This is a genomic window from Micromonospora sp. NPDC005194, assembly GCF_040608335.1.
GTDB lineage: Bacteria > Actinomycetota > Actinomycetes > Mycobacteriales > Micromonosporaceae > Micromonospora.
The window spans coordinates 85,338-102,068 of record NZ_JBEXIA010000021.1 but is presented as its reverse complement, the minus strand read 5'-3'; the positions used below and the strand labels follow the sequence as shown (position 1 = coordinate 102,068).

Below are 16,731 nucleotides of genomic sequence, written 5' to 3'. Positions count from 1 at the left end.
CGCCACCCGTAGCGAGGTGACGGCATGAGCACGCACACCGAGCACCAGGCCCCGCAGGGCCAGGAGCCGCTCGACGTGAACGACCCCCGGCTGACCCGGTTCGACATCGTCCGTGAGGGCGCGCGTCGGGACGACATCGAGATCGTGCACTACGAGCCGCAGGTGCTGCCCGGCACGAAGGCCGAGCGTCGGCTGACCCGGGTGGTGGCCGGCTTCTTCCTGATCACCGGCCTGGCGGCGACCGCGTTCCTGGCCATCTACATCTGGTGGCCGTGGCAGTACGCGCCGGGCCGCGGCGGCGACAAGTTCTACACCCCGCTGCTGGGCGCCACCCTCGGCATCGCGCTGCTCGCCGTCGGCTTCGGCATCCTGACCTGGGGCAAGAAGTTGCTGCCCAAGGAGGTCTCGATCCAGGACCGGCACGAGGGCGCGGTGGACGCCGACGGTCGCACCATCACCGGCCAGACCATGCTCTACATGGCCGACGAGCTGGGTGTGAAGCGTCGTCCCCTGCTCGGCATCTCGCTGCTGGCCGGTCTCGCGCCGGTCGCCGCGGTCGCGGCGGCGCCGCTGGTCGGCGGTCTGATCTCGCAGCCGCACAAGAACAACCAGATGTTCACCACCGGGTTCGCCACCGCCGAGGGCGGCGAGCGGATCCGCCTCGTCCGCGAGGACGGCCGCCCGGTTCGCCCGGCGGACATCAGCACCGGTGGTCAGCTGACGGTCTTCCCGGGCATCGAGCACGGTGTGAGCAACCGGCACGCCGACTCGCCGACGCTGCTGATCCACCTGCGTGACTCGGACGCGCAGGAGTCGCGCCGGGCCAACGAGCGGGTCGGCCACGGCGACTACATGTGGGGCAACTACGCGGCGTTCTCCAAGATCTGCACGCACGCCGGCTGCCCCGCGAGTCTGTTCGAGCAGCAGACCAACCGGCTGCTCTGCCCGTGCCACCAGTCCCAGTTCCTGATCACCGACAACGCCCGGCCCGTCTTCGGCCCCGCCAGCCGGCGGCTGCCGCAGCTGCCGATCGAGGTGGACTCCGAGGGCTTCTTCGTGGCGAAGTCCGACTACACCGAGACCGTCGGGCCTGATTTCTGGGAGCGGCCATGAAGCGTCGAAAGTTTGACCTGGCAGCCACGCCGGGCAAGGCCGCGGTGGGGGTGGACGACCGCTTCCAGGTGGCGACCCCGCTCCGTCGGCTGCTGAACAAGGTCTTCCCGGACCACTGGTCGTTCCTGCTGGGCGAGATCGCGCTGTTCTCGTTCATCGTGCTGCTCCTGACCGGTGTGTTCCTCACCTTCTTCTACGAGCCGGCGATGACCGAGGTGGTCTACGACGGCAGTTACGCGCCGTTGCAGGGCACGCCGATGTCCGCCGCGTACGCCTCCAGCCTGGACCTGTCGTTCGACGTCCGCGGCGGCCTGGTGATGCGGCAGATGCACCACTGGGCGGCGCTGCTGTTCATGGCCGCGATCGTCGTGCACATGCTGCGGGTGTTCTTCACCGGCGCATTCCGCAAGCCGCGCGAGACCAACTGGATCATCGGCTCGCTGCTGTTCTGGGTCGGCTTCCTGGCCGGCTTCACCGGCTACTCGCTGCCGGACGACGGTCTGTCCGGCACCGGCCTGCGGATCGCCTCGGCGATCATGCTGTCCATCCCGGTGATCGGCTCCTGGCTCACGTCGTCGATCTTCGGTGGCGAGTTCCCCGGCACGATCATCATCAGCCGGTTCTTCATCGCCCACGTCCTGCTGATCCCGGGTCTGCTGCTCGCGCTGATCAGCGCCCACCTGGGCCTGGTCTTCAAGCAGAAGCACACCCAGTGGCCCGGCCCCGGCCGGACCAACGGCAACGTGGTCGGCGAGCGGATGTTCCCCCGCTACGCGCTGAAGCAGGGCGGCTTCTTCATGGTCGTCTTCGGCGTCATCGCGCTGCTGGGCGGTCTGTTCCAGATCAACCCGATCTGGCTGTTCGGCCCGTACGAGGCCTGGGTGGTCTCGGCCGCCAGCCAGCCCGACTGGTACGTCATGTTCCTCGACGGCTCGACCCGACTCATGCCGGCCTGGGAAATCAACATCCCGATCGGCGACCACTACGTCATCCCGCCGTTGTTCTGGCCGACGGTCGTGCTGCCCGGCATCCTGGTCGGCCTGTCGACGATGTACCCGTTCCTGGAGGCCCGGCACCTCAAGGACCGCAAGAGCCACAACCTGCTCCAGCGGCCCCGCGACGTTCCGGCCCGTACGGCCGTCGGCGCCATGGCCGTCTCCTTCTACGTCGTCTTGACGCTCTCGGGCGCCAACGACGTGATCGCCGACAAGTTCCAGATCAGCCTGAACGCGATGACCTGGGCGGGCCGGGTCGGCCTGCTGGTGGTCCCGCCGCTGGCGTACTACGTCACCTACCGGCTCTGCCTGGGTCTGCAGCAGCACGACCGGGAGGTGCTCGCGCACGGCGTGGAGACCGGCATCATCCGGCGCCTGCCGGACGGCCGGTTCGTCGAGGTGCACCAGCCGCTCAGCGCGGCGAACGGGCACGCGGACGGCCACGGTGAGCTGGACTACGTCGGCTGGGTGGTGCCGAAGAAGATGAACCGGCTCGGGGCCCTCGGCCCGGCGGTCCGGGGCTTCTTCTACCCGATCGAGAAGCCGGTCGAGGCGCCGGTCTCGCCTGGTCACCCGCCGGTCGAGCCCCGGCCCGAGCGCGCGGAGATCGGCAGCGGCGAGAGCCGCCACTGACCTCCCGACAGCACCGTCACGTGGCGCCCGCCGGACTTCCGGCGGGCGCCACGTCGTTGTCGGTGTCCCGTCGCCCATCCGAGCAGGAGTCGGACGGCCACGGCGGGACCGGTCGACCCCGCGCGTCGGGCGATCGCAGGAATAACCCCCGTGAGCCGGGTATCCGTGCGGTCCAACGTCTCAAGGGGGGGAAGCATGTTGGGTCTCAAACGCCTCGGCCTGTTGGCCGCGCTGGTGCTGGTAGGCGTCGCGCCGGCTGCGGCCGCGCAGGCCGCGGCACAGCCGTCGACGCAGGACACCCAGTATCTGCAGGCGCTGCACCAGGTGAACCTGTTCGAGATCACCGCCGGTGACCTGGCTCAGCAGAAGGGCCAGAACCAGGGGGTCAAGGACCTGGGCGCGATGTTCAAGACCGACCACACCCAGCTGGACCAGACGGTGCAGCAGACCGCGTCCCAGCTCAAGGTCGAACTGCCGAACGAGCCCACGACCGACCAGCAGGCGGTCATCGACAAGCTGAACAACGTCAGCGGCGCGGAGTTCGACCGGCTCTGGGTGACCAGTGAGCTGGCCGGTCACGTCCAGGCCATCCAGGCCACCCAGACGGAGATCTCGCAGGGCTCCGAGCAGTCGGTGGTCCAGTTGGCTCAGACCGCCCTGCCGACGCTGCAGACGCACTACGACGAGCTGGTCCAGCTCGCCAACCAGTTGGGCATCCCGGTCCCGCAGGCCAGCGCCAGCGGTACGCCCAGCCCGGGTACCTCGTCGCAGGCTCCGGGTGGCACCACCGAGTCGCCCGCTCCGGGTGGCATCACCGAGTCCCCGGAACCGGGCCTCGGCACCACCGAGCGGCCCGCGCCCAGCGAAAGCTGACGTAGCGGCAGCAGACGGCCGGTCCACCCGCACGGGTGGACCGGCCGCGCCGCGTCCGGCGTCGGCCGTCCACGCGGCCCGGCGGGTCAGTCGGCGTCGGCGAGGCCGATCGCGAACGTCTCCTCAAGGTCGAGCTGGGAGTACGCCCGGAACGCGATGTGCGACTCCGTGTTCAGCACACCCGGCACCTTGGAGATGCTGCCCGCGATGACCTGTGCGATCTGGTCGAACTCGCGGACCCGGACGATGGCGATGAGGTCGACGTGCCCGGCCACCGAGTAGACCTCGCTGACGCCTGTGACATTGGCGAGGGCCTCCGCCACCTCGGGGATCGCGTCGGTGGCGCAGTCGATCAGCACGATCGCGGTGATCACGGGGCAATTCTCCGTTCGTCGGCGTCGTTGCCCATGCTAGATGTTCCCGACGGGACCGGGGTCGGGTGCACCCGGCACCCGTCCTCGCGAGGCCGTCCTCCCGCGCCCGTCCTCCCGCGCCCGTCGCCGTTGCCCGGTGTCGGGTGCCCGGCGCTGTCGCCATCAGCCGTCGCTTCAGGTATGCCCACGGCTTGGGCAGGCGTGTCGCCAACGAGCGGTATACCTGTGAGTCATATTTATGACCCACAGGTATACCGCTAACACGAATCATCCCGCCGACGCGCCGACGCGGGTCAGCCGTGCTGGGCGGCTTGGACCGTGCCGGCGTCCCCGAACCGGATCGCGTCGTGCAGCCGTTCGCCGCTGCGCACGAGGGCGCCGGGCCAGACCACGGTGCGGCGCACGTCGCCGTCGACCCGTGCGCCCGCGCCGACCACCGACTCCACGCAGCGCCCGGTCACCGTGGCGGCCGGGTCGACCAGTACGTCGCCGCTCGCGGCGTGCAGGTTGGCCGCCAGGTAGTCGGCGGGGGTGCCGGTGTCGTAGAAGGTGCCCGGGTAGGGCACCACCTCCAGCGCGCCGGCCGCCTCGGCCGGCCGCCACACCGCGCGTACCAGGTCGGAGAAGACCACCGGCAGGTCGCGGACCAGCCGCCACGGCAGCAGCGAGAACCCCGTGAAGCAGTGCCCGGCGAAGGTGCCGGGCGCCCTCGGGTCGGTGGCGGGCTGCCCGAGCAGGCGTACGGACTTCCCGTCCCAGCCGTCCAGCAGCGCGGCCACGTCGGGGCCCGGGGGAGTGGCCGGGTCGGCCAGGTACGCGTCGGCGTTGCCGACCAGCACCGGCCGGCCGCCGATCCAGTCCCGCAGGTTGGCCACCCCACCGGCGGTGCCGAGCGGGTCACCGGGCTCCACCGACAGGTGGGCGCGATCGCCGACGTGCGCGACCACCTGGTCGGCGAGGTAGCAGGCGTTCACCGCGACGCGTGCGGGGCCGCTCAGGCCGAGGCCGGCCAGGCGGGCCAGCGCCCGGTCCAGCAGTGCCACGTTGCCGACCGGGCAGAGCGCCTTGGGCACCCGTGCGGTGAGCGGGCGCAGCCGGGTGCCCTCACCCGCGGCGAGCACGACCGCGCAGAGGTCCGCCGGCCCGCCCGCTTCGCTCACGGCGCGGTGTCGGGCACCGGAGGCGGGAACTGCCCGGCCAGCGGCCCGATGTCGTAGTAGGCGAGCAGCCGGGCCGTCGGCCAGGTCAGCTTGGGCAGGTCGTCCAGCGGATGCCAGGCGGCCTCGAAGACCTCCGCGCCGTCGACCGCCAGTTCGGTGCTGGACGCCGGCACCTCCGTCTCGAAGACCATGTCCACCCAGCCCTTGGCGTGCACGATCGCGTTCGGCACCGCCGGGCGCAGCCGGGACGGTGGCAGCCGGATGCCGGACTCCTCGAACAGTTCGCGGACCGCGCCCACGACCGGAGGCTCGGCCCGGTTGAGCAGGCCGGCGGGCAGCGACCAGCCCTTGCCGGGGGGCTGGCGCAGCATCAGCAGTCGGCCCGCGCCCGTCGCCTCGGAGTCACGGACCAGGGTGACCGCCCCGACGATGTACTTGGGCACGGCCAGCTTGACCAGGCGACGGCGCACCGGCAGCGGCAATCGGTAGAAGGCCTGGTAGAAGATGGCCCGACCGGTGGCGCGGGAACGGGGGATCATGACCCCAGGCTAGTGGTCACGAATGTCCTTCGGACGCGCTGGGGCCGGGCGGGTCACTGTCGATGGTCGACCAGGTCGATGAGCTGGCGTACCACGGTGTCCGGTTCGATCACCCGGTCGAAGACCGCGACCAGCAGGGTCTCCAGGTCGGGATAGCCCAGCTCCTCGGAGAGCCGCAGCAGCGGCAGGTCACTGGCGAGGCCGCGGTTGTGCTGGCGCAGGGCGAGCCCGATGGTGGCCCGACCGAGGCGGACCTTGTCGCTGATCGTGATGCCCGGCTCGGTGTGCTCGGCGAACCACCTGTTGATCTGCATCTGCGCGTGCGGCGACTTGACGAAGCCCAGCCACTCCTTGCGCGGGCCGCGTGGCGCCACGCCGGCCTCGAAGCCGTTGTCGCCGTCGTTCTCGGTGAAGATCTCCACCACGTCGCCCTCGTCCAGCTCCGAGCTCAGCGGCGCGAGCCGGCCGTTGATCCGGGCGGCGAGGCAGTGGTCGCCCCGCTGGCTGCCCAGCTCGTACGCCAGGTCGACAGGTGTGGCGCCGGCCGGCAGCACCACCTGACGCCCGTCGGCGAAGACCTGGATCTGGCCCTCGGCGAGGTCGCAGCGCAGCGACTCGTAGAACTGTGCCGGGTCGGCGGCGTCCGGCTCCCAGTCGAGCACGCGGCGCAGCCAGTCCAACTGCTCGGCCCGGGCCGCCGCGCTGCCGCTGCCCGAGCGCGGGAAGCGGAAGTCGGCGGCGATGCCGTACTCGGCCGAGCGGTGCATCTCCTCGGTGCGGATCAGCACCTCCACCGTGCGGTCCTGCGGGCCGCAGACGCTTGTGTGCAGCGAGCGGTAGAGGTTGTTCTTCGGTGAGGCGATGAAGTCCTTGAAACGGCCCGGGATCGGCCGCCACGTCCCGTGGATCGCGCCCAGCGCGGCGTAACAGTCGGTGGCCGGGCCGTCGACCACCACCGAGATGCGGGGCAGGTCGTACGGGGCGGTGTGGCCGCCGGCGATGGTGTCCTTCCAGATCGAGTAGAGGTGCCGGGGGCGCGGGCTCACCTCGGCGTCGACCCGGCTGCGGCGCAGCGCCACCCGGGCCCGTGTGACCACCGCGTCGAGGTAGGAGTCCCAGCCGGGCCGATCGTGCACGTGCCGGGCCAGCCGGGCGTGCTCCTCGGGCTCCAGGTGCAGCAGCACCACGTCGTCCAGCTCGCGCTTGAGGGTCTGGATGCCCAGCCGGTCGCAGAGCGGGACCAGCACCTCCTGGGTCTTGCGGGCGATCCGTTCCCGGGACGCCGCGGAGCGCACTCCGAGCGTGCGCATGTTGTGCAGCCGGTCGGCCAGCTTGATGATCAGCACCCGGACGTCCTTGGCGGCCGCGACGATCATCTTGCGGATCGTCTCCGCCTCGGCGGCCTTGCCGTAGAACGCCTTGTCGAACTTCGTCACCCCGTCGACCAGGTGGGCCACCTCGCCGCCGAAGTCCTCCGACAGCGCCTGGAGCGTGTAGCGGGTGTCCTCGACCGTGTCGTGCAGCAGCGCCGCCACCAGGGTCGTGGTGTCCATGCCCAGCTCGGCGCAGATCTGCGCCACCGCGAGGGGATGGGTGATGTACGGTTCCCCGCTCTTGCGGAACTGGCCGCGGTGCATGTTCTCCGCGATCGTGTACGCCCGGCGCAGCACGGCGGGGTCGGTGCCCGCGTGGATGCCCCGATGAGTGCGGACCAGGTGCGTGACCGGGTCGGAGTCGGTGGTCGGCCAGGTCAGCAACGACCGCAGTCGGCGGGTCAGGGGCAGCTCACCAGACCGGGTCGGCAGGGCGCCCCCCAGGGCGGCGCCGTGTCCGGCGTCGACGTCCACGAGGGACACCTCCTCACCCCGGCTCCGCGACCGCCGGACCGGGCGATCGGGAGCAGGCCCACGAAACGGGCAGGACTGCACTTCTCTAACAGCCTAAGGGAGTCGACGTAGTCCGATCGGTCAGTTGGTCATGAGCGTTCGGTCGAGAGTTGGTGCGACGCCCCGCTCTCGGCCTTCGCCAGCAGGTCACGGAAGCGGCCCGCCCCGCCCGCCGGCGAGGACCAACCGGACGACATCTCGACCAGCCGGGTCTCCGGCCGCTCCAACCAGGACAGGATGCGCTCGGATTCCTCCGCCGTGGCCGCCGGCACCGGGCCGTGCCCGCCCGACACCGTCTCGGCGGTGGCGCGGATGGCGTTCAGCGTGGGTCGCGGGTGGACGCCGGGCGGGGACACCCCGGCTCCGGCCAGACGACCGTGCCGGACCAGGGCCAGCTCCCAGCCGCCCCGGGCGGCCGGTCGGGCGGCGGCCAGCTCCACGATCCCGGTCAGCGCCGCCAGCCGCTGCATCCGCACGGTGGCGCGCAGCACCGCGGCCAGCCGGGACCGCACCACGGCGGCCTCCTCGTAGCGCTGGTCGGCCGCGAGCACGTCGATCCGGGCCAGCAGCGCGTCCACCACCGGTTGCGGGTCGCTGGCGGTCGCGGTGCGGAACGGCCCGGCTGCTCTGTCGTCGTACTCCTCTGGAGTGATCTTGTGTTCGCAGGGCGCCGGGCAGCGACCCAGCTCGGCCAGCGCGCAGGCCGGCGTGACGGTGCGCAGCGAGAGCCGGTGCGTGCACTGGCGCAGCGGCACCGCGTCGTGGAAGCCGGCGGCGGCCAGCTCGGCGGCCCGCCGGGAGGTGAAGGGCCCGAGGTAGGCGGTGTCCGTGGGGGACAGATCCCGGACGATCGACAACCGGGGGTACGGCCCGTCGGTCAGCTTGAGCCAGACCATCCGCTCCGGGTATTTCGACCGCCGGTTGTACGGCGGGGCGTGCGCGGCGATCAACCGCAGCTCGCGGACCTCCGCCTCCAGCGAGTGGGCGCACTCCACCGCCTCGACCCGCTCGGCCGCGCCCAACATCTCGGAGATCCGGGCGCGCTTCTCACCGGCGGTGAAGTAGCTGCGCACCCGGGTGGCGATGTCGCCCGAGGTGCCGACGTAGAGCGGCCGGTCGTCGGCGGCCCGGAAGATGTAGACCCCCGGCACCTTGGGCAGCCCTTCGGCCAGGTGGCGCTTGCGGCGCTGCGTCGGGGTGACCGCGCGGGCGAACTCGATGGCGTCGCCGACGGTGTCCACCCGGTGCCCACCGAGCCGGCCGATCAGCCCGTGCAGCACGTCGACGGTGGCCTTCGCGTCGTCGAGCGCCCGGTGGGTGGGCTGGGTGGCGGTGCGGAAGTAGGCGGCAAGGGTGCCCAGCTTGCGGTTGGGCACCTCGTCGCGGGTCAGCACCCGCCGGGCCAACGCCGCCGTGTCCAGTACGCGCGGATTGGGCCAGCGGTACCCGTGCTTCGCGCAGGCGGCCTTGAGGAACCCCACGTCGTACGGGGCGTTGTGGGCGACCAGCACCGCGTCGGCGATGAACTCCAGGAAGCTGGGCAGCACCTGCTCGATCGGCGGCGCCGGCACCAGCATGGCCTGGGTGATCCCGGTCAGCACGGTGATGAACGGCGGGATCGGCTGCCCCGGGTTGACCAGGGTGGCCAGCTCGCCCAGGTGCTCGCCACCGCGCACCTTGACCGCGCCGATCTCGGTGATGCCGCCGCCGTCGGGTGCGCCGCCGGTGGTCTCCAGGTCGACCACCACGAAGGTCGTCGCGTACAGCGGCAGGGCCGGGTCCACCCCGCCCACCGCCGGGTCGAGACCGGCCAGTGACTCCTGGACGTACTCCGCCTGTGCCATCGGCGGCACGCTAGCGCCCCGGTCCGACACTCCCGTCGCAGCCGTCCCAGCAGTCACCATGGGGCTAGGATGAGAGATCGGCTCACTCACCGGGCGGTGGGCCCGGTCGCGGTGGGAGACTTGCCACATGCCCCTCACCGAGCCGTACGACGACCACCTCCCGCAGGAGGATCCGGTCGGGGGCGGCGGTGCCGTGGGCGACCCGGACAGCAGTGACACACCTGCCGATTCGGGTGCCGATCCGGCGGTCGAGCCGGAGCCGACGTTGCCCGAGCCGGTCCGGCAGCGGATCGTGGCGCTGACCGCCACCGTGCTGCCCACCCTGCCCGCCGACGAGGTGCCGGTGCCGCTGCGCCGGGTGGCCAAGTTCGCCCCCAACCGACGGGCCCGGCTCGGCACCCCGGCCATCGCCGCCCAGCTCACCGCCGACCCGCTGTTTCGGCAAAGGGTCACCGCCCGGGTGCTTGCCGACGCCGGCGACCTCGGCGCGGCCGTGGTCGAGGGCACCGCGCCGGCCGCCGCCGACCCGGTCGAGGTGGCCGCGCTGGCCTACCTGGCCCGACCCCGCGGCTGGCGGGAGCTGATCGACGCCAGCGGCGCCGCGGTCCGCGCCGAGGCGGACAGCGCCGTCGTCGCCGAGCTGGTCCGTGAGGCCGAGCAGCGGGCCACCCGCGCCGAACACGACCGGGCGGTGGCCCGGGTCGAGGCCGAGAAGCTCCGCGACGAGCTGGCGCGGGTCCGCGAGGAGCTGGGCCAGCTCCGCGAGGAGTCCCGTCAACTGGCCCGTACCCTGCGCGAGACGCAGGCCCGTGAGCGCAAGGCCAGCGAACTCCTGGCCACCGAACGCGGCCGGGCCGCACGCGCCAGCGCCGACGTGGACGCCGAACTGCGCCGCGCCCGCGCCCGGCTCGCCGAGGCCGAGGCCGCCGCCGGGGTGGCCCGGGCCAGCGCCAAGGAGGCGCGTTCGGTCGACGACGCCCGCCTCTGGCTGCTGCTGGAGACCATCGGTCAGGCCGCCGTCGGGCTGCGCCGGGAGCTGGCGCTCGACCCGGTGGACAAGCTCCCCGCCGACTTCGTCGCCGACGCGTTCGCCGAGCAGCCGGGCACCGCCCCGGCCGGCCCGGCCGCCCGTGCCCGCGACACCGACGACCCGGCCCGACTGGACCAGCTGCTCGCCCTGCCCCGGGCGCACCTCGTGGTGGACGGCTACAACGTCACCAAGCGCGGCTTCGGCGAGATGTCGTTGGAGCAGCAGCGCAAGCGCCTCATCACCGGGCTGGGCGGGATCGCCGCGCAGACCGGAGACGAGGTCACCGTCGTGTTCGACGGCGCCGAACGGATGCACGGGCTGCCGCCCGCGCCCCGCGGCGTCCGGGTGCTCTTCTCCCGCAAGGGCGAGACCGCCGACGAGCTGATCCGCCGCCTGGTCCGCGCCGAGCCGGCGGGCCGCCCGGTCGTCGTGATCTCGTCCGACCGCGAGGTCGCCGACGGCGTACGCCGGCACGGCGCGTACCCGCTGGGCGCCGACTCGCTGCTGCGCCGCCTCGCCCGCTCCTGACCACGCGCCCGGGCCGAGCTGTCGGGGCGGGCAAGAATACGGCGAGGTTCCTGCAGGTTCGGTCGGCGACGGTGTCCGCATCCGCCCGGCACCGTCGGGCACCGGACAAAGGCAGGCGAACGGTATGAGAAAAAGACTGCTGGGCACCATCCTCGGCACGGTTGTCACACTGGCGGCGCTCCTCGTCGCCCCGGGACCGGCCCTGGCGGCCTCGGGTGGCGGCTGCACCGGGGCCTACCCGATCAGCTCGTGCATCTCGTACCAGGGTTCCAACCAGACCGTGGTGGGTGACTTCTACATGAACGCCACACCGGACCAGTCCCGGTGCACGGCGTACCTGCAGTTGCGGACCACGAACAACGGCAACACCTCCTGGATCTACTACGACCTCAACCGGACCGGCCGATTCGGGCCGATCAGCCGCAACGTCAACGTGATGAACAACTTCAAGGGCTCCGCCGTGGCGGTGGTCGAGGTCTACACGTGCAGCGGAACGTTGCACGGCATCTTCACCAGCCCTCGGGTGTACTACCCGTGACGTACGGATCCGGCCGCTGGTGCGTCAGCGCCAGCGGCCGGATCGCGTGTCAGCCGCAGCGGGAGACGGCGGGGTTCGGGTCGTGGCCGGTGTACATGTAGTCACCGGCGAGCATGCCGTTCGCGCTGCCGTAGAACGCGTTGTACCAGACGGTGTCGCCGTTGACCGACGATCCGGTCGCCCAGCAGTTCAGGTAGACCGACTGGCCCTTGGGGATCGTGAGGATGACCGAGCACTGCGAGTTGTTCAGCCACTGGCAGTAGCGCAGGTTCAGGTCCGTCTTCGTCTGGAAGTAGCCGCCGGCGAACGCCGGTGTGGCGACCAGGCCGACCGCTGCGGTCACCGTGACGGCGCACGCGGCCAGGAGACGTCGTGGATTCATGTCTTCAACCTCCGGCGAGCGGTCAGTAGGAGCAGTACGGGGAGTCCATGATGTCGAGGGCCACCGCGTAGCCGTACGGCTCGAGGTAGGCCAGCTCGCCCGGGGAGACGCACACCCAGTCGCCGTTGGAGTAGAAGATCTTCGCGCCGTCGTCGTTGCGGCTGTTGTAGACCCAGTCCGCGCCCCTGCTCCGGGACCCGAGGGTCTGGTAGTAGTTGTCCTGGAACGACGCGGTCGGCGGGGCGCCGTCGTACGGGTTCCCGGTCACCCAGAAGCAGACGCGGGGGTAGTTGCAGCCGAGCGCCGAGGTGGCCTGCGCCGGCGTGGCGACGAGCCCGCCCGCGGCCGTCGCGGTGGCCGCGAGGAGCGCGACGGCCGAGAGCCGGGAGCGTGTGGTCGAGGATGGTCCGCGCATTCGAATCCTCCGATGGATCAACGTGGACGGCCGGTTGCACCCGGCCCGGCAGGTGCGTCGGTGGACCCTCGTCGGGCGGTGGATCGGCCGTACCGCAACGATCGCAGCGGCCCCGGTCGAGGGAACAGGCGCTTGACCGGCAGTTGACCGGCGATTGGATCGACGACGATCGGGGGCCCGTGGGCTACCGCGCCACCTTGATCGACAAGAGGTCGGCGATGTCGTGGTGTCCGGCCGGCCGGGATACCCCGATTTCGCTGATCTGGAGTCGATCTAGCCCTCAACGGGGCGGTGCGGGCGGTTCTGTCGTACCCGGTGGATAGCGTCGATGTGACCGACGGTGCTCGGGCGACGACGACAGGGCGTCGACCGCGCATCGCCAGCGATCAGGAGGCGTGATGCTCATCGACTGCGACGGGTGCGCGAAACGGGCCGACGGCTGTTCCGGCTGCCCGCTGACCGCCCTGTTCGACGAGACGTCCCCGGCGGCCGGGCTGGTCGCCGCCGAGGTCGAGGCCATCGAGGTGCTCGCCCGGGCCGGCTTCGACGTCGAGGTGCTGGCCGCGCCCGCGCGGCCCGACGTCGCCGCACGCCGGGTCCGCCGGGTGGCCTGAGTTCCCGCACGGCCGTCAAGCGTCGCCGGAGCGCGACACCGCGGGCGAAGCGGGCTTTTCGCGGGCCATAGGATGGGCGGTCACGGCGGGAGGAGCGGCGGGATGAACGGGGTACGACGCGAGCACGGCGGGCCCCGGTGACCCCGCGCGGTTGGGCGTTGTTGACGCTGGCCGGATTGACGGTGGCCCTGCTGGTGACCGCCGCGCTGTTCATTCCCTGGCACCGGCCACCGGCGCCCCGCGCCGACCAGCTCGCCGCGCTGCGCGATCTCCCGGCGGAGCAGGTGGCCAAGGGGCGTGCGTTCCGTGCCGCGCTGCGCCCCGGGAGCTACGCCGCGCTCGCCGTCGGGCTGCTGATCGCCGTCGCGCTCGGCCTCACCCCGCTGGGCAGCCGCCTGGTCGAGCTGGTGGGCCGGCCGTTCGGCGGGCACTGGATCGCGCGGGCGGTGCTCGGCGGTCTCGCCGTGGTGCTCGTCGCCGACCTGCTCACCCTCCCGTTCTCCGCGTGGCGCCAGAGCGTGCTGACCCGCTACGGGCTGAGCACCAACGGATGGAGTGGCTGGGCCGTCGACCTGCTCAAGTCGTACGCGGTCAGCGCCGTGATCGGCGCGGTGGCGCTGTTCGGCTTCTACGCGGTCATCCGGTTCGCGCCGCGCTGGTGGTGGGCGTTCGGCGCGGCGGGCGCGGCCCTGCTGGTGGTGCTGCTCTCGTTCGTGCTGCCGGTGCTGGTGGAGCCGGTGTTCAACAAGTTCACCCCCATGGAGCAGGGTCCGCTGCGCACCGAGCTGATGAGCATGGCCGCCCGCGACGGGGTGCCGGTGCGCGACGTGCTGGTCGCCGACGCCTCGCGGCGCACCAGGGCGGTCAACGCGTACGTCTCCGGCCTCGGGCCGACCCGCCGGGTGGTCGTCTACGACACGCTGCTGAGCGAGGCCACCCCCGCCGAGGTGACCGCCGTGGTGGCGCACGAGTTGGGGCACGCGAAGGACTCCGACGTGGCGGTGGGCACGCTGACCGGGGCGCTGGGCGCCGCTGCCGCCGTGGTGGCGCTCTACCTGCTCGGCTCGTGGGGGCTGCTGCTGCGGTTGGCCGGCGTCGACTCGGTGGCCGATCCACGCGCGTTCCCGCTGCTGATCGCCCTGGTCACGGTGGCCGGCCTGGTCGCCACCCCGGTGCAGGCGCTGATGTCGCGGCGGGTGGAGGCGCGAGCCGACGCGCACGCGCTCGCGCTCACCCGCGACCCGGTGGCCTTCGAGTCGATGCAGCGCCGCCTCGGCTCGGTCAACCTCGGCGACCCCGATCCGCCGCGCTGGGAATACCTCTACTCGGCCTCGCATCCGTCCACCGTGGAGCGGATGGCCGCCGCCCGCGCGTACGCCCGGGAGGCTGGCCGATGAGCCGCACGCTGCTGATCACCAACGACTTTCCGCCCCGTCCGGGCGGCATCCAGTCCTTCGTGCACAACCTCGCCGTGCGTCAGCCGGCCGGGTCGGTGGTCGTGTACGCGTCGAGCTGGCGCGGCGCCGCGAAGTTCGACGCCGACCAGCCGTTCGAGGTGATCCGCGAGCGCACCCGGGTGCTGCTGCCCACCCCGCTGATCGCCCGCCGGGCGGCCCGCCTCGCCCGCGCGTACGACTGCGACACGGTGTGGTTCGGCGCGGCGGCCCCGCTGGGGTTGCTCGCCGGCGGCCTGCGCCGCCGGGCGGGCGTACGCCGGGTGGTGGCGCAGACCCACGGCCACGAGGTCGGCTGGGCGGCGCTGGCGGCTGCCCGGCCGGCGCTGCGGCGCATCGGTCGGGGTGTCGACGTGACCACCTACCTCGGCGAGTACACCCGCGTCCGGCTGGCCCGTGTGCTGGACGGGGTGACCGACCTGCGCCGGCTGGCGCCCGGGGTGGACGTGGACACCTACCACCCGACGGTGGACGGTGAGCCGGTCCGGGCCCGGTTGGGGCTGACCGACCGGCCGGTGGTGGTGTGCGTGTCCCGACTGGTGCCGCGCAAGGGTCAGGACATGCTGATCCGGGCGCTGCCGGAGATCCGCCGCCGGGTGCCCGACGCGGCGCTGCTGATCGTCGGTGGCGGTCCGTACCGGGCGACCCTGGAGAAGCTGGCCCGGCAGATGGGCGTCGAGCGGGACGTGGTGTTCACCGGTTCGGTGCCGGCGGCCGCGCTGCCGGCGCACTACGCGGCCGGCGACGTCTACGCGATGCCCTGCCGCACCCGCAACCGCGGCCTGGACGTGGAGGGGCTGGGCATCGTCTACCTGGAGGCGTCCGCGACCGGTCTGCCGGTGGTGGCCGGGGACTCCGGCGGCGCCCCGGACGCCGTCCGTGAGGGCGAGACCGGGTACGTGGTCCGCGGTCGGGACGTCGCCCAGCTCGCCGACCGGGTGGCCCGGTTGCTCGCCGACCGGGATCTGGCCCGCCAGCTCGGCGCGGCCGGCCGGGCGTGGGTGGAGCGGGAGTGGCGCTGGGAGGCGCAGGCACAGCGGATGGCGGCTCTGCTCGCCGGCTGACCGCCGCCCGTGTTCAGCTGCGGGCCGGCCGGGGCGGGGCGTAGCGGGGCACGTACTCCTGGTCGGTGAGCCGTTGGATCGCGGCCATCACCTCGTCGGTGATCGTTCGGATGTCGCGGGGCCCGGTGATGCGCCCGGCGACCGGGATCGGCGGACCGAACCGCAGGGTGACCGGGTGTCGGCGGGGCAGCCGCGCGTCGACCGGCAGGACCTCGGCGGTGCCGAGCACACCGACCGGGATGATCGGCACCTCGGCGTCGCGGGCGAGCCGGGTCATGCCGACCCGACCCCGGTAGAGCCGCCCGTCCGGGGACCGGGTGCCCTCCGGGTAGATGGCGACGAGACCGCCGGCGCGCAGCACCGGCACGGCCGCGTCGAGGGCCGTGAGGGCGGCCCGGCCGCCGGCGCGCTCGACCCGGATGGCGCCCATGCCGGAGACGATCCGCCGGCTGAGCCAGCCGCTCGGGCCTCGGCCGGTGAAGTACTCGGCCTTTGCCCAGAAGGTGACGTGGCGCGGCGTCAGGCAGCCGAGGAACACCTCGTCGGCGACGGACAGGTGGTTGCCGGCGAGGATGGCGCCGCCGTGGCGGGGCAGATGCTCCAGCCCCTCCACGCGGGGCCGCCAGCCCAGCCGCAGGGTGGTGCCGACGGTCAGTTTGCCGATGTCGTACAGCAGGGGCACGTCTTCTCCCGGTTCAGTGCGGCGCGGGGCCGAGGTGCGCGTCGAGCGCGGCCCGCAGGAGGGTGTCGTCGTCGGTGACGCCGGTGGCCAGCGGCAGGCTGCCCCAGGCCCAGAGCTGAGCGATGCCGTGCAGGTTGGCCCAGAGCGCGCCGGCCAGCACCGGGGCGGGCGCGTCGGTCGGCTGGCGTGCCTGGGCGACAAGGTCGACCAGGAGGGTGAACAGCGGCAGGCTCGTCTCGCGCAGCCGCAGACGACCGCTGGCCAGCAGGTCGTGGCGGAACATCAGCTCGAACATGCCGTGGTGCGCCGCGGCGAAGTCCAGGTACGTCCGGGCCAGCGCGACCAGGCGGGTACGCGGGTCCGGGCCGGCCGCGCGCAGCGTCTCCTCGACGCGGGCGGTGAGGTCGGCGAAGCCCTCCCGGGCGATGGCGGAGAGCAGGTCGACGTGGGTGGGGAAGTAGCGGCGCGGCGCGCCGTGCGAGACGCCCGCCCGGCGGGCGATCTCCCGCAGTGACACCGCCGACTGGCCCTCGCGCAGCACGAGGTCCACCCCGGCGGCCACCAGTCGGGCCCGCAGGCCCGCCTCCCCCTCGCGCATAGACAGTGT

17 protein-coding genes are annotated in these 16,731 nt (G+C 72.6%); 8 read left to right on the top strand and 9 right to left on the bottom strand.

Annotated elements, in window-relative coordinates:
* The first annotated feature begins 24 nt into the window (after positions 1-24).
* From ABZU53_RS19275 to ABZU53_RS19265, 3 genes are all read left to right on the top strand, one after another.
* Positions 25-1,113 carry a Rieske 2Fe-2S domain-containing protein gene (locus ABZU53_RS19275; protein WP_354861557.1) on the top strand — a complete coding sequence of 363 codons (1,089 nt, stop codon included), beginning with the start codon at positions 25-27 and terminating at the stop codon, positions 1,111-1,113.
* Entirely contained in the window at positions 1,110-2,741 is a 1,632-nt protein-coding gene (locus ABZU53_RS19270; RefSeq protein ID WP_354861555.1) for a cytochrome b N-terminal domain-containing protein, read from the top strand. The genes ABZU53_RS19275 and ABZU53_RS19270 overlap by 4 nt, the downstream gene beginning before the upstream one ends.
* A 195-nt stretch (positions 2,742-2,936) precedes the next feature.
* Complete coding sequence (locus tag ABZU53_RS19265) at positions 2,937-3,614, top strand: DUF4142 domain-containing protein (protein WP_354861553.1); 678 nt, start codon at positions 2,937-2,939, stop codon at positions 3,612-3,614.
* 86 nt (positions 3,615-3,700) lie between these two features.
* On the opposite strand, the gene ABZU53_RS19260 is transcribed toward ABZU53_RS19265, so the two are convergent.
* The 5 genes from ABZU53_RS19260 to ABZU53_RS19240 all read right to left on the bottom strand — a co-directional run bounded on the left by ABZU53_RS19260 (position 3,701) and on the right by ABZU53_RS19240 (position 9,417).
* Positions 3,701-3,988, bottom strand: a complete 288-nt coding sequence (locus ABZU53_RS19260) for an Lrp/AsnC ligand binding domain-containing protein (RefSeq protein ID WP_354861552.1) — start codon at positions 3,986-3,988, stop codon at positions 3,701-3,703.
* Between the two features lie 293 nt (positions 3,989-4,281).
* Complete coding sequence (locus ABZU53_RS19255) at positions 4,282-5,148, bottom strand: sugar phosphate nucleotidyltransferase (protein WP_354861550.1); 867 nt, start codon at positions 5,146-5,148, stop codon at positions 4,282-4,284.
* The gene (locus ABZU53_RS19250; RefSeq protein WP_354861549.1) at positions 5,145-5,687 is read right to left on the bottom strand and encodes an NUDIX domain-containing protein; all 543 of its coding nucleotides are present in this window, start codon (positions 5,685-5,687) and stop codon (positions 5,145-5,147) included. Before ABZU53_RS19250 ends, ABZU53_RS19255 begins: the two co-directional genes overlap by 4 nt.
* Positions 5,688-5,740: 53 nt before the next feature.
* Positions 5,741-7,534, bottom strand: coding sequence for an HD domain-containing protein (locus tag ABZU53_RS19245; RefSeq protein WP_354861576.1), 1,794 nt, complete (start codon positions 7,532-7,534; stop codon positions 5,741-5,743).
* A gap of 128 nt (positions 7,535-7,662) precedes the next feature.
* Positions 7,663-9,417: a DEDD exonuclease domain-containing protein gene (locus ABZU53_RS19240; RefSeq protein WP_355066908.1), complete on the bottom strand. Its 1,755-nt coding sequence runs from the start codon at positions 9,415-9,417 to the stop codon at positions 7,663-7,665.
* Positions 9,418-9,544: 127 nt separating this feature from the next.
* Between ABZU53_RS19240 and ABZU53_RS19235 the strand changes: the two genes are divergently transcribed.
* Both ABZU53_RS19235 and ABZU53_RS19230 read left to right on the top strand, forming a co-directional pair.
* A complete protein-coding gene (locus ABZU53_RS19235) occupies positions 9,545-10,975 on the top strand; it encodes an NYN domain-containing protein (RefSeq protein WP_355066907.1) in 1,431 nt (476 codons plus the stop codon).
* Between the two features lie 124 nt (positions 10,976-11,099).
* On the top strand, positions 11,100-11,513 hold the full coding sequence (locus ABZU53_RS19230; protein WP_354858179.1) for a hypothetical protein: 414 nt from the start codon (positions 11,100-11,102) through the stop codon (positions 11,511-11,513).
* A 49-nt stretch (positions 11,514-11,562) separates the two neighbouring features.
* On the opposite strand, the gene ABZU53_RS19225 is transcribed toward ABZU53_RS19230, so the two are convergent.
* Both ABZU53_RS19225 and ABZU53_RS19220 read right to left on the bottom strand, forming a co-directional pair.
* Positions 11,563-11,895, bottom strand: a complete 333-nt coding sequence (locus ABZU53_RS19225) for a hypothetical protein (RefSeq protein WP_355066906.1) — start codon at positions 11,893-11,895, stop codon at positions 11,563-11,565.
* Positions 11,896-11,917: 22 nt separating this feature from the next.
* Positions 11,918-12,310, bottom strand: coding sequence for a hypothetical protein (locus tag ABZU53_RS19220; RefSeq protein WP_354858182.1), 393 nt, complete (start codon positions 12,308-12,310; stop codon positions 11,918-11,920).
* Between the two features lie 398 nt (positions 12,311-12,708).
* Here ABZU53_RS19220 and ABZU53_RS19215 point away from each other — a divergent pair, with 398 nt between their 5' ends.
* The 3 genes from ABZU53_RS19215 to ABZU53_RS19205 all read left to right on the top strand — a co-directional run bounded on the left by ABZU53_RS19215 (position 12,709) and on the right by ABZU53_RS19205 (position 15,442).
* Positions 12,709-12,924 carry a hypothetical protein gene (locus ABZU53_RS19215; protein WP_354858183.1) on the top strand — a complete coding sequence of 72 codons (216 nt, stop codon included), beginning with the start codon at positions 12,709-12,711 and terminating at the stop codon, positions 12,922-12,924.
* A 137-nt stretch (positions 12,925-13,061) separates the two neighbouring features.
* The gene (locus tag ABZU53_RS19210; protein ID WP_355066905.1) at positions 13,062-14,321 is read left to right on the top strand and encodes a M48 family metallopeptidase; all 1,260 of its coding nucleotides are present in this window, start codon (positions 13,062-13,064) and stop codon (positions 14,319-14,321) included.
* Positions 14,318-15,442 carry a glycosyltransferase family 4 protein gene (locus ABZU53_RS19205; protein WP_354858187.1) on the top strand — a complete coding sequence of 375 codons (1,125 nt, stop codon included), beginning with the start codon at positions 14,318-14,320 and terminating at the stop codon, positions 15,440-15,442. Before ABZU53_RS19210 ends, ABZU53_RS19205 begins: the two co-directional genes overlap by 4 nt.
* 13 nt (positions 15,443-15,455) lie before the next feature.
* Here ABZU53_RS19205 and ABZU53_RS19200 read toward each other — a convergent pair whose 3' ends face one another.
* Entirely contained in the window at positions 15,456-16,124 is a 669-nt protein-coding gene (locus ABZU53_RS19200) for a lysophospholipid acyltransferase family protein (protein ID WP_355066904.1), read from the bottom strand.
* Positions 16,125-16,137: 13 nt separating this feature from the next.
* Positions 16,138-16,722 (bottom strand): TetR/AcrR family transcriptional regulator, encoded by a 585-nt coding sequence (locus ABZU53_RS19195; protein ID WP_355066903.1) that lies wholly within the window; start codon positions 16,720-16,722, stop codon positions 16,138-16,140.
* Positions 16,723-16,731 lie beyond the last annotated feature (9 nt).

Bases quoted from the DNA above. Each gene is read 5' to 3' on its own strand.
- ABZU53_RS19275 (WP_354861557.1), top strand. From the start codon at position 25: ATGAGCACGCACACCGAGCACCAGGCCCCGCAGGGCCAGGAGCCGCTC.
- ABZU53_RS19270 (WP_354861555.1), top strand. From the start codon at position 1,110: ATGAAGCGTCGAAAGTTTGACCTGGCAGCCACGCCGGGCAAGGCCGCG.
- ABZU53_RS19265 (WP_354861553.1), top strand. From the start codon at position 2,937: ATGTTGGGTCTCAAACGCCTCGGCCTGTTGGCCGCGCTGGTGCTGGTA.
- ABZU53_RS19250 (WP_354861549.1), bottom strand. From the start codon at position 5,687: ATGATCCCCCGTTCCCGCGCCACCGGTCGGGCCATCTTCTACCAGGCC.
- ABZU53_RS19240 (WP_355066908.1), bottom strand. From the start codon at position 9,417: ATGGCACAGGCGGAGTACGTCCAGGAGTCACTGGCCGGTCTCGACCCG.
- ABZU53_RS19235 (WP_355066907.1), top strand. From the start codon at position 9,545: ATGCCCCTCACCGAGCCGTACGACGACCACCTCCCGCAGGAGGATCCG.
- ABZU53_RS19230 (WP_354858179.1), top strand. From the start codon at position 11,100: ATGAGAAAAAGACTGCTGGGCACCATCCTCGGCACGGTTGTCACACTG.
- ABZU53_RS19225 (WP_355066906.1), bottom strand. From the start codon at position 11,895: ATGAATCCACGACGTCTCCTGGCCGCGTGCGCCGTCACGGTGACCGCA.
- ABZU53_RS19220 (WP_354858182.1), bottom strand. From the start codon at position 12,310: ATGCGCGGACCATCCTCGACCACACGCTCCCGGCTCTCGGCCGTCGCG.
- ABZU53_RS19215 (WP_354858183.1), top strand. From the start codon at position 12,709: ATGCTCATCGACTGCGACGGGTGCGCGAAACGGGCCGACGGCTGTTCC.
- ABZU53_RS19205 (WP_354858187.1), top strand. From the start codon at position 14,318: ATGAGCCGCACGCTGCTGATCACCAACGACTTTCCGCCCCGTCCGGGC.
- ABZU53_RS19195 (WP_355066903.1), bottom strand. From the start codon at position 16,722: ATGCGCGAGGGGGAGGCGGGCCTGCGGGCCCGACTGGTGGCCGCCGGG.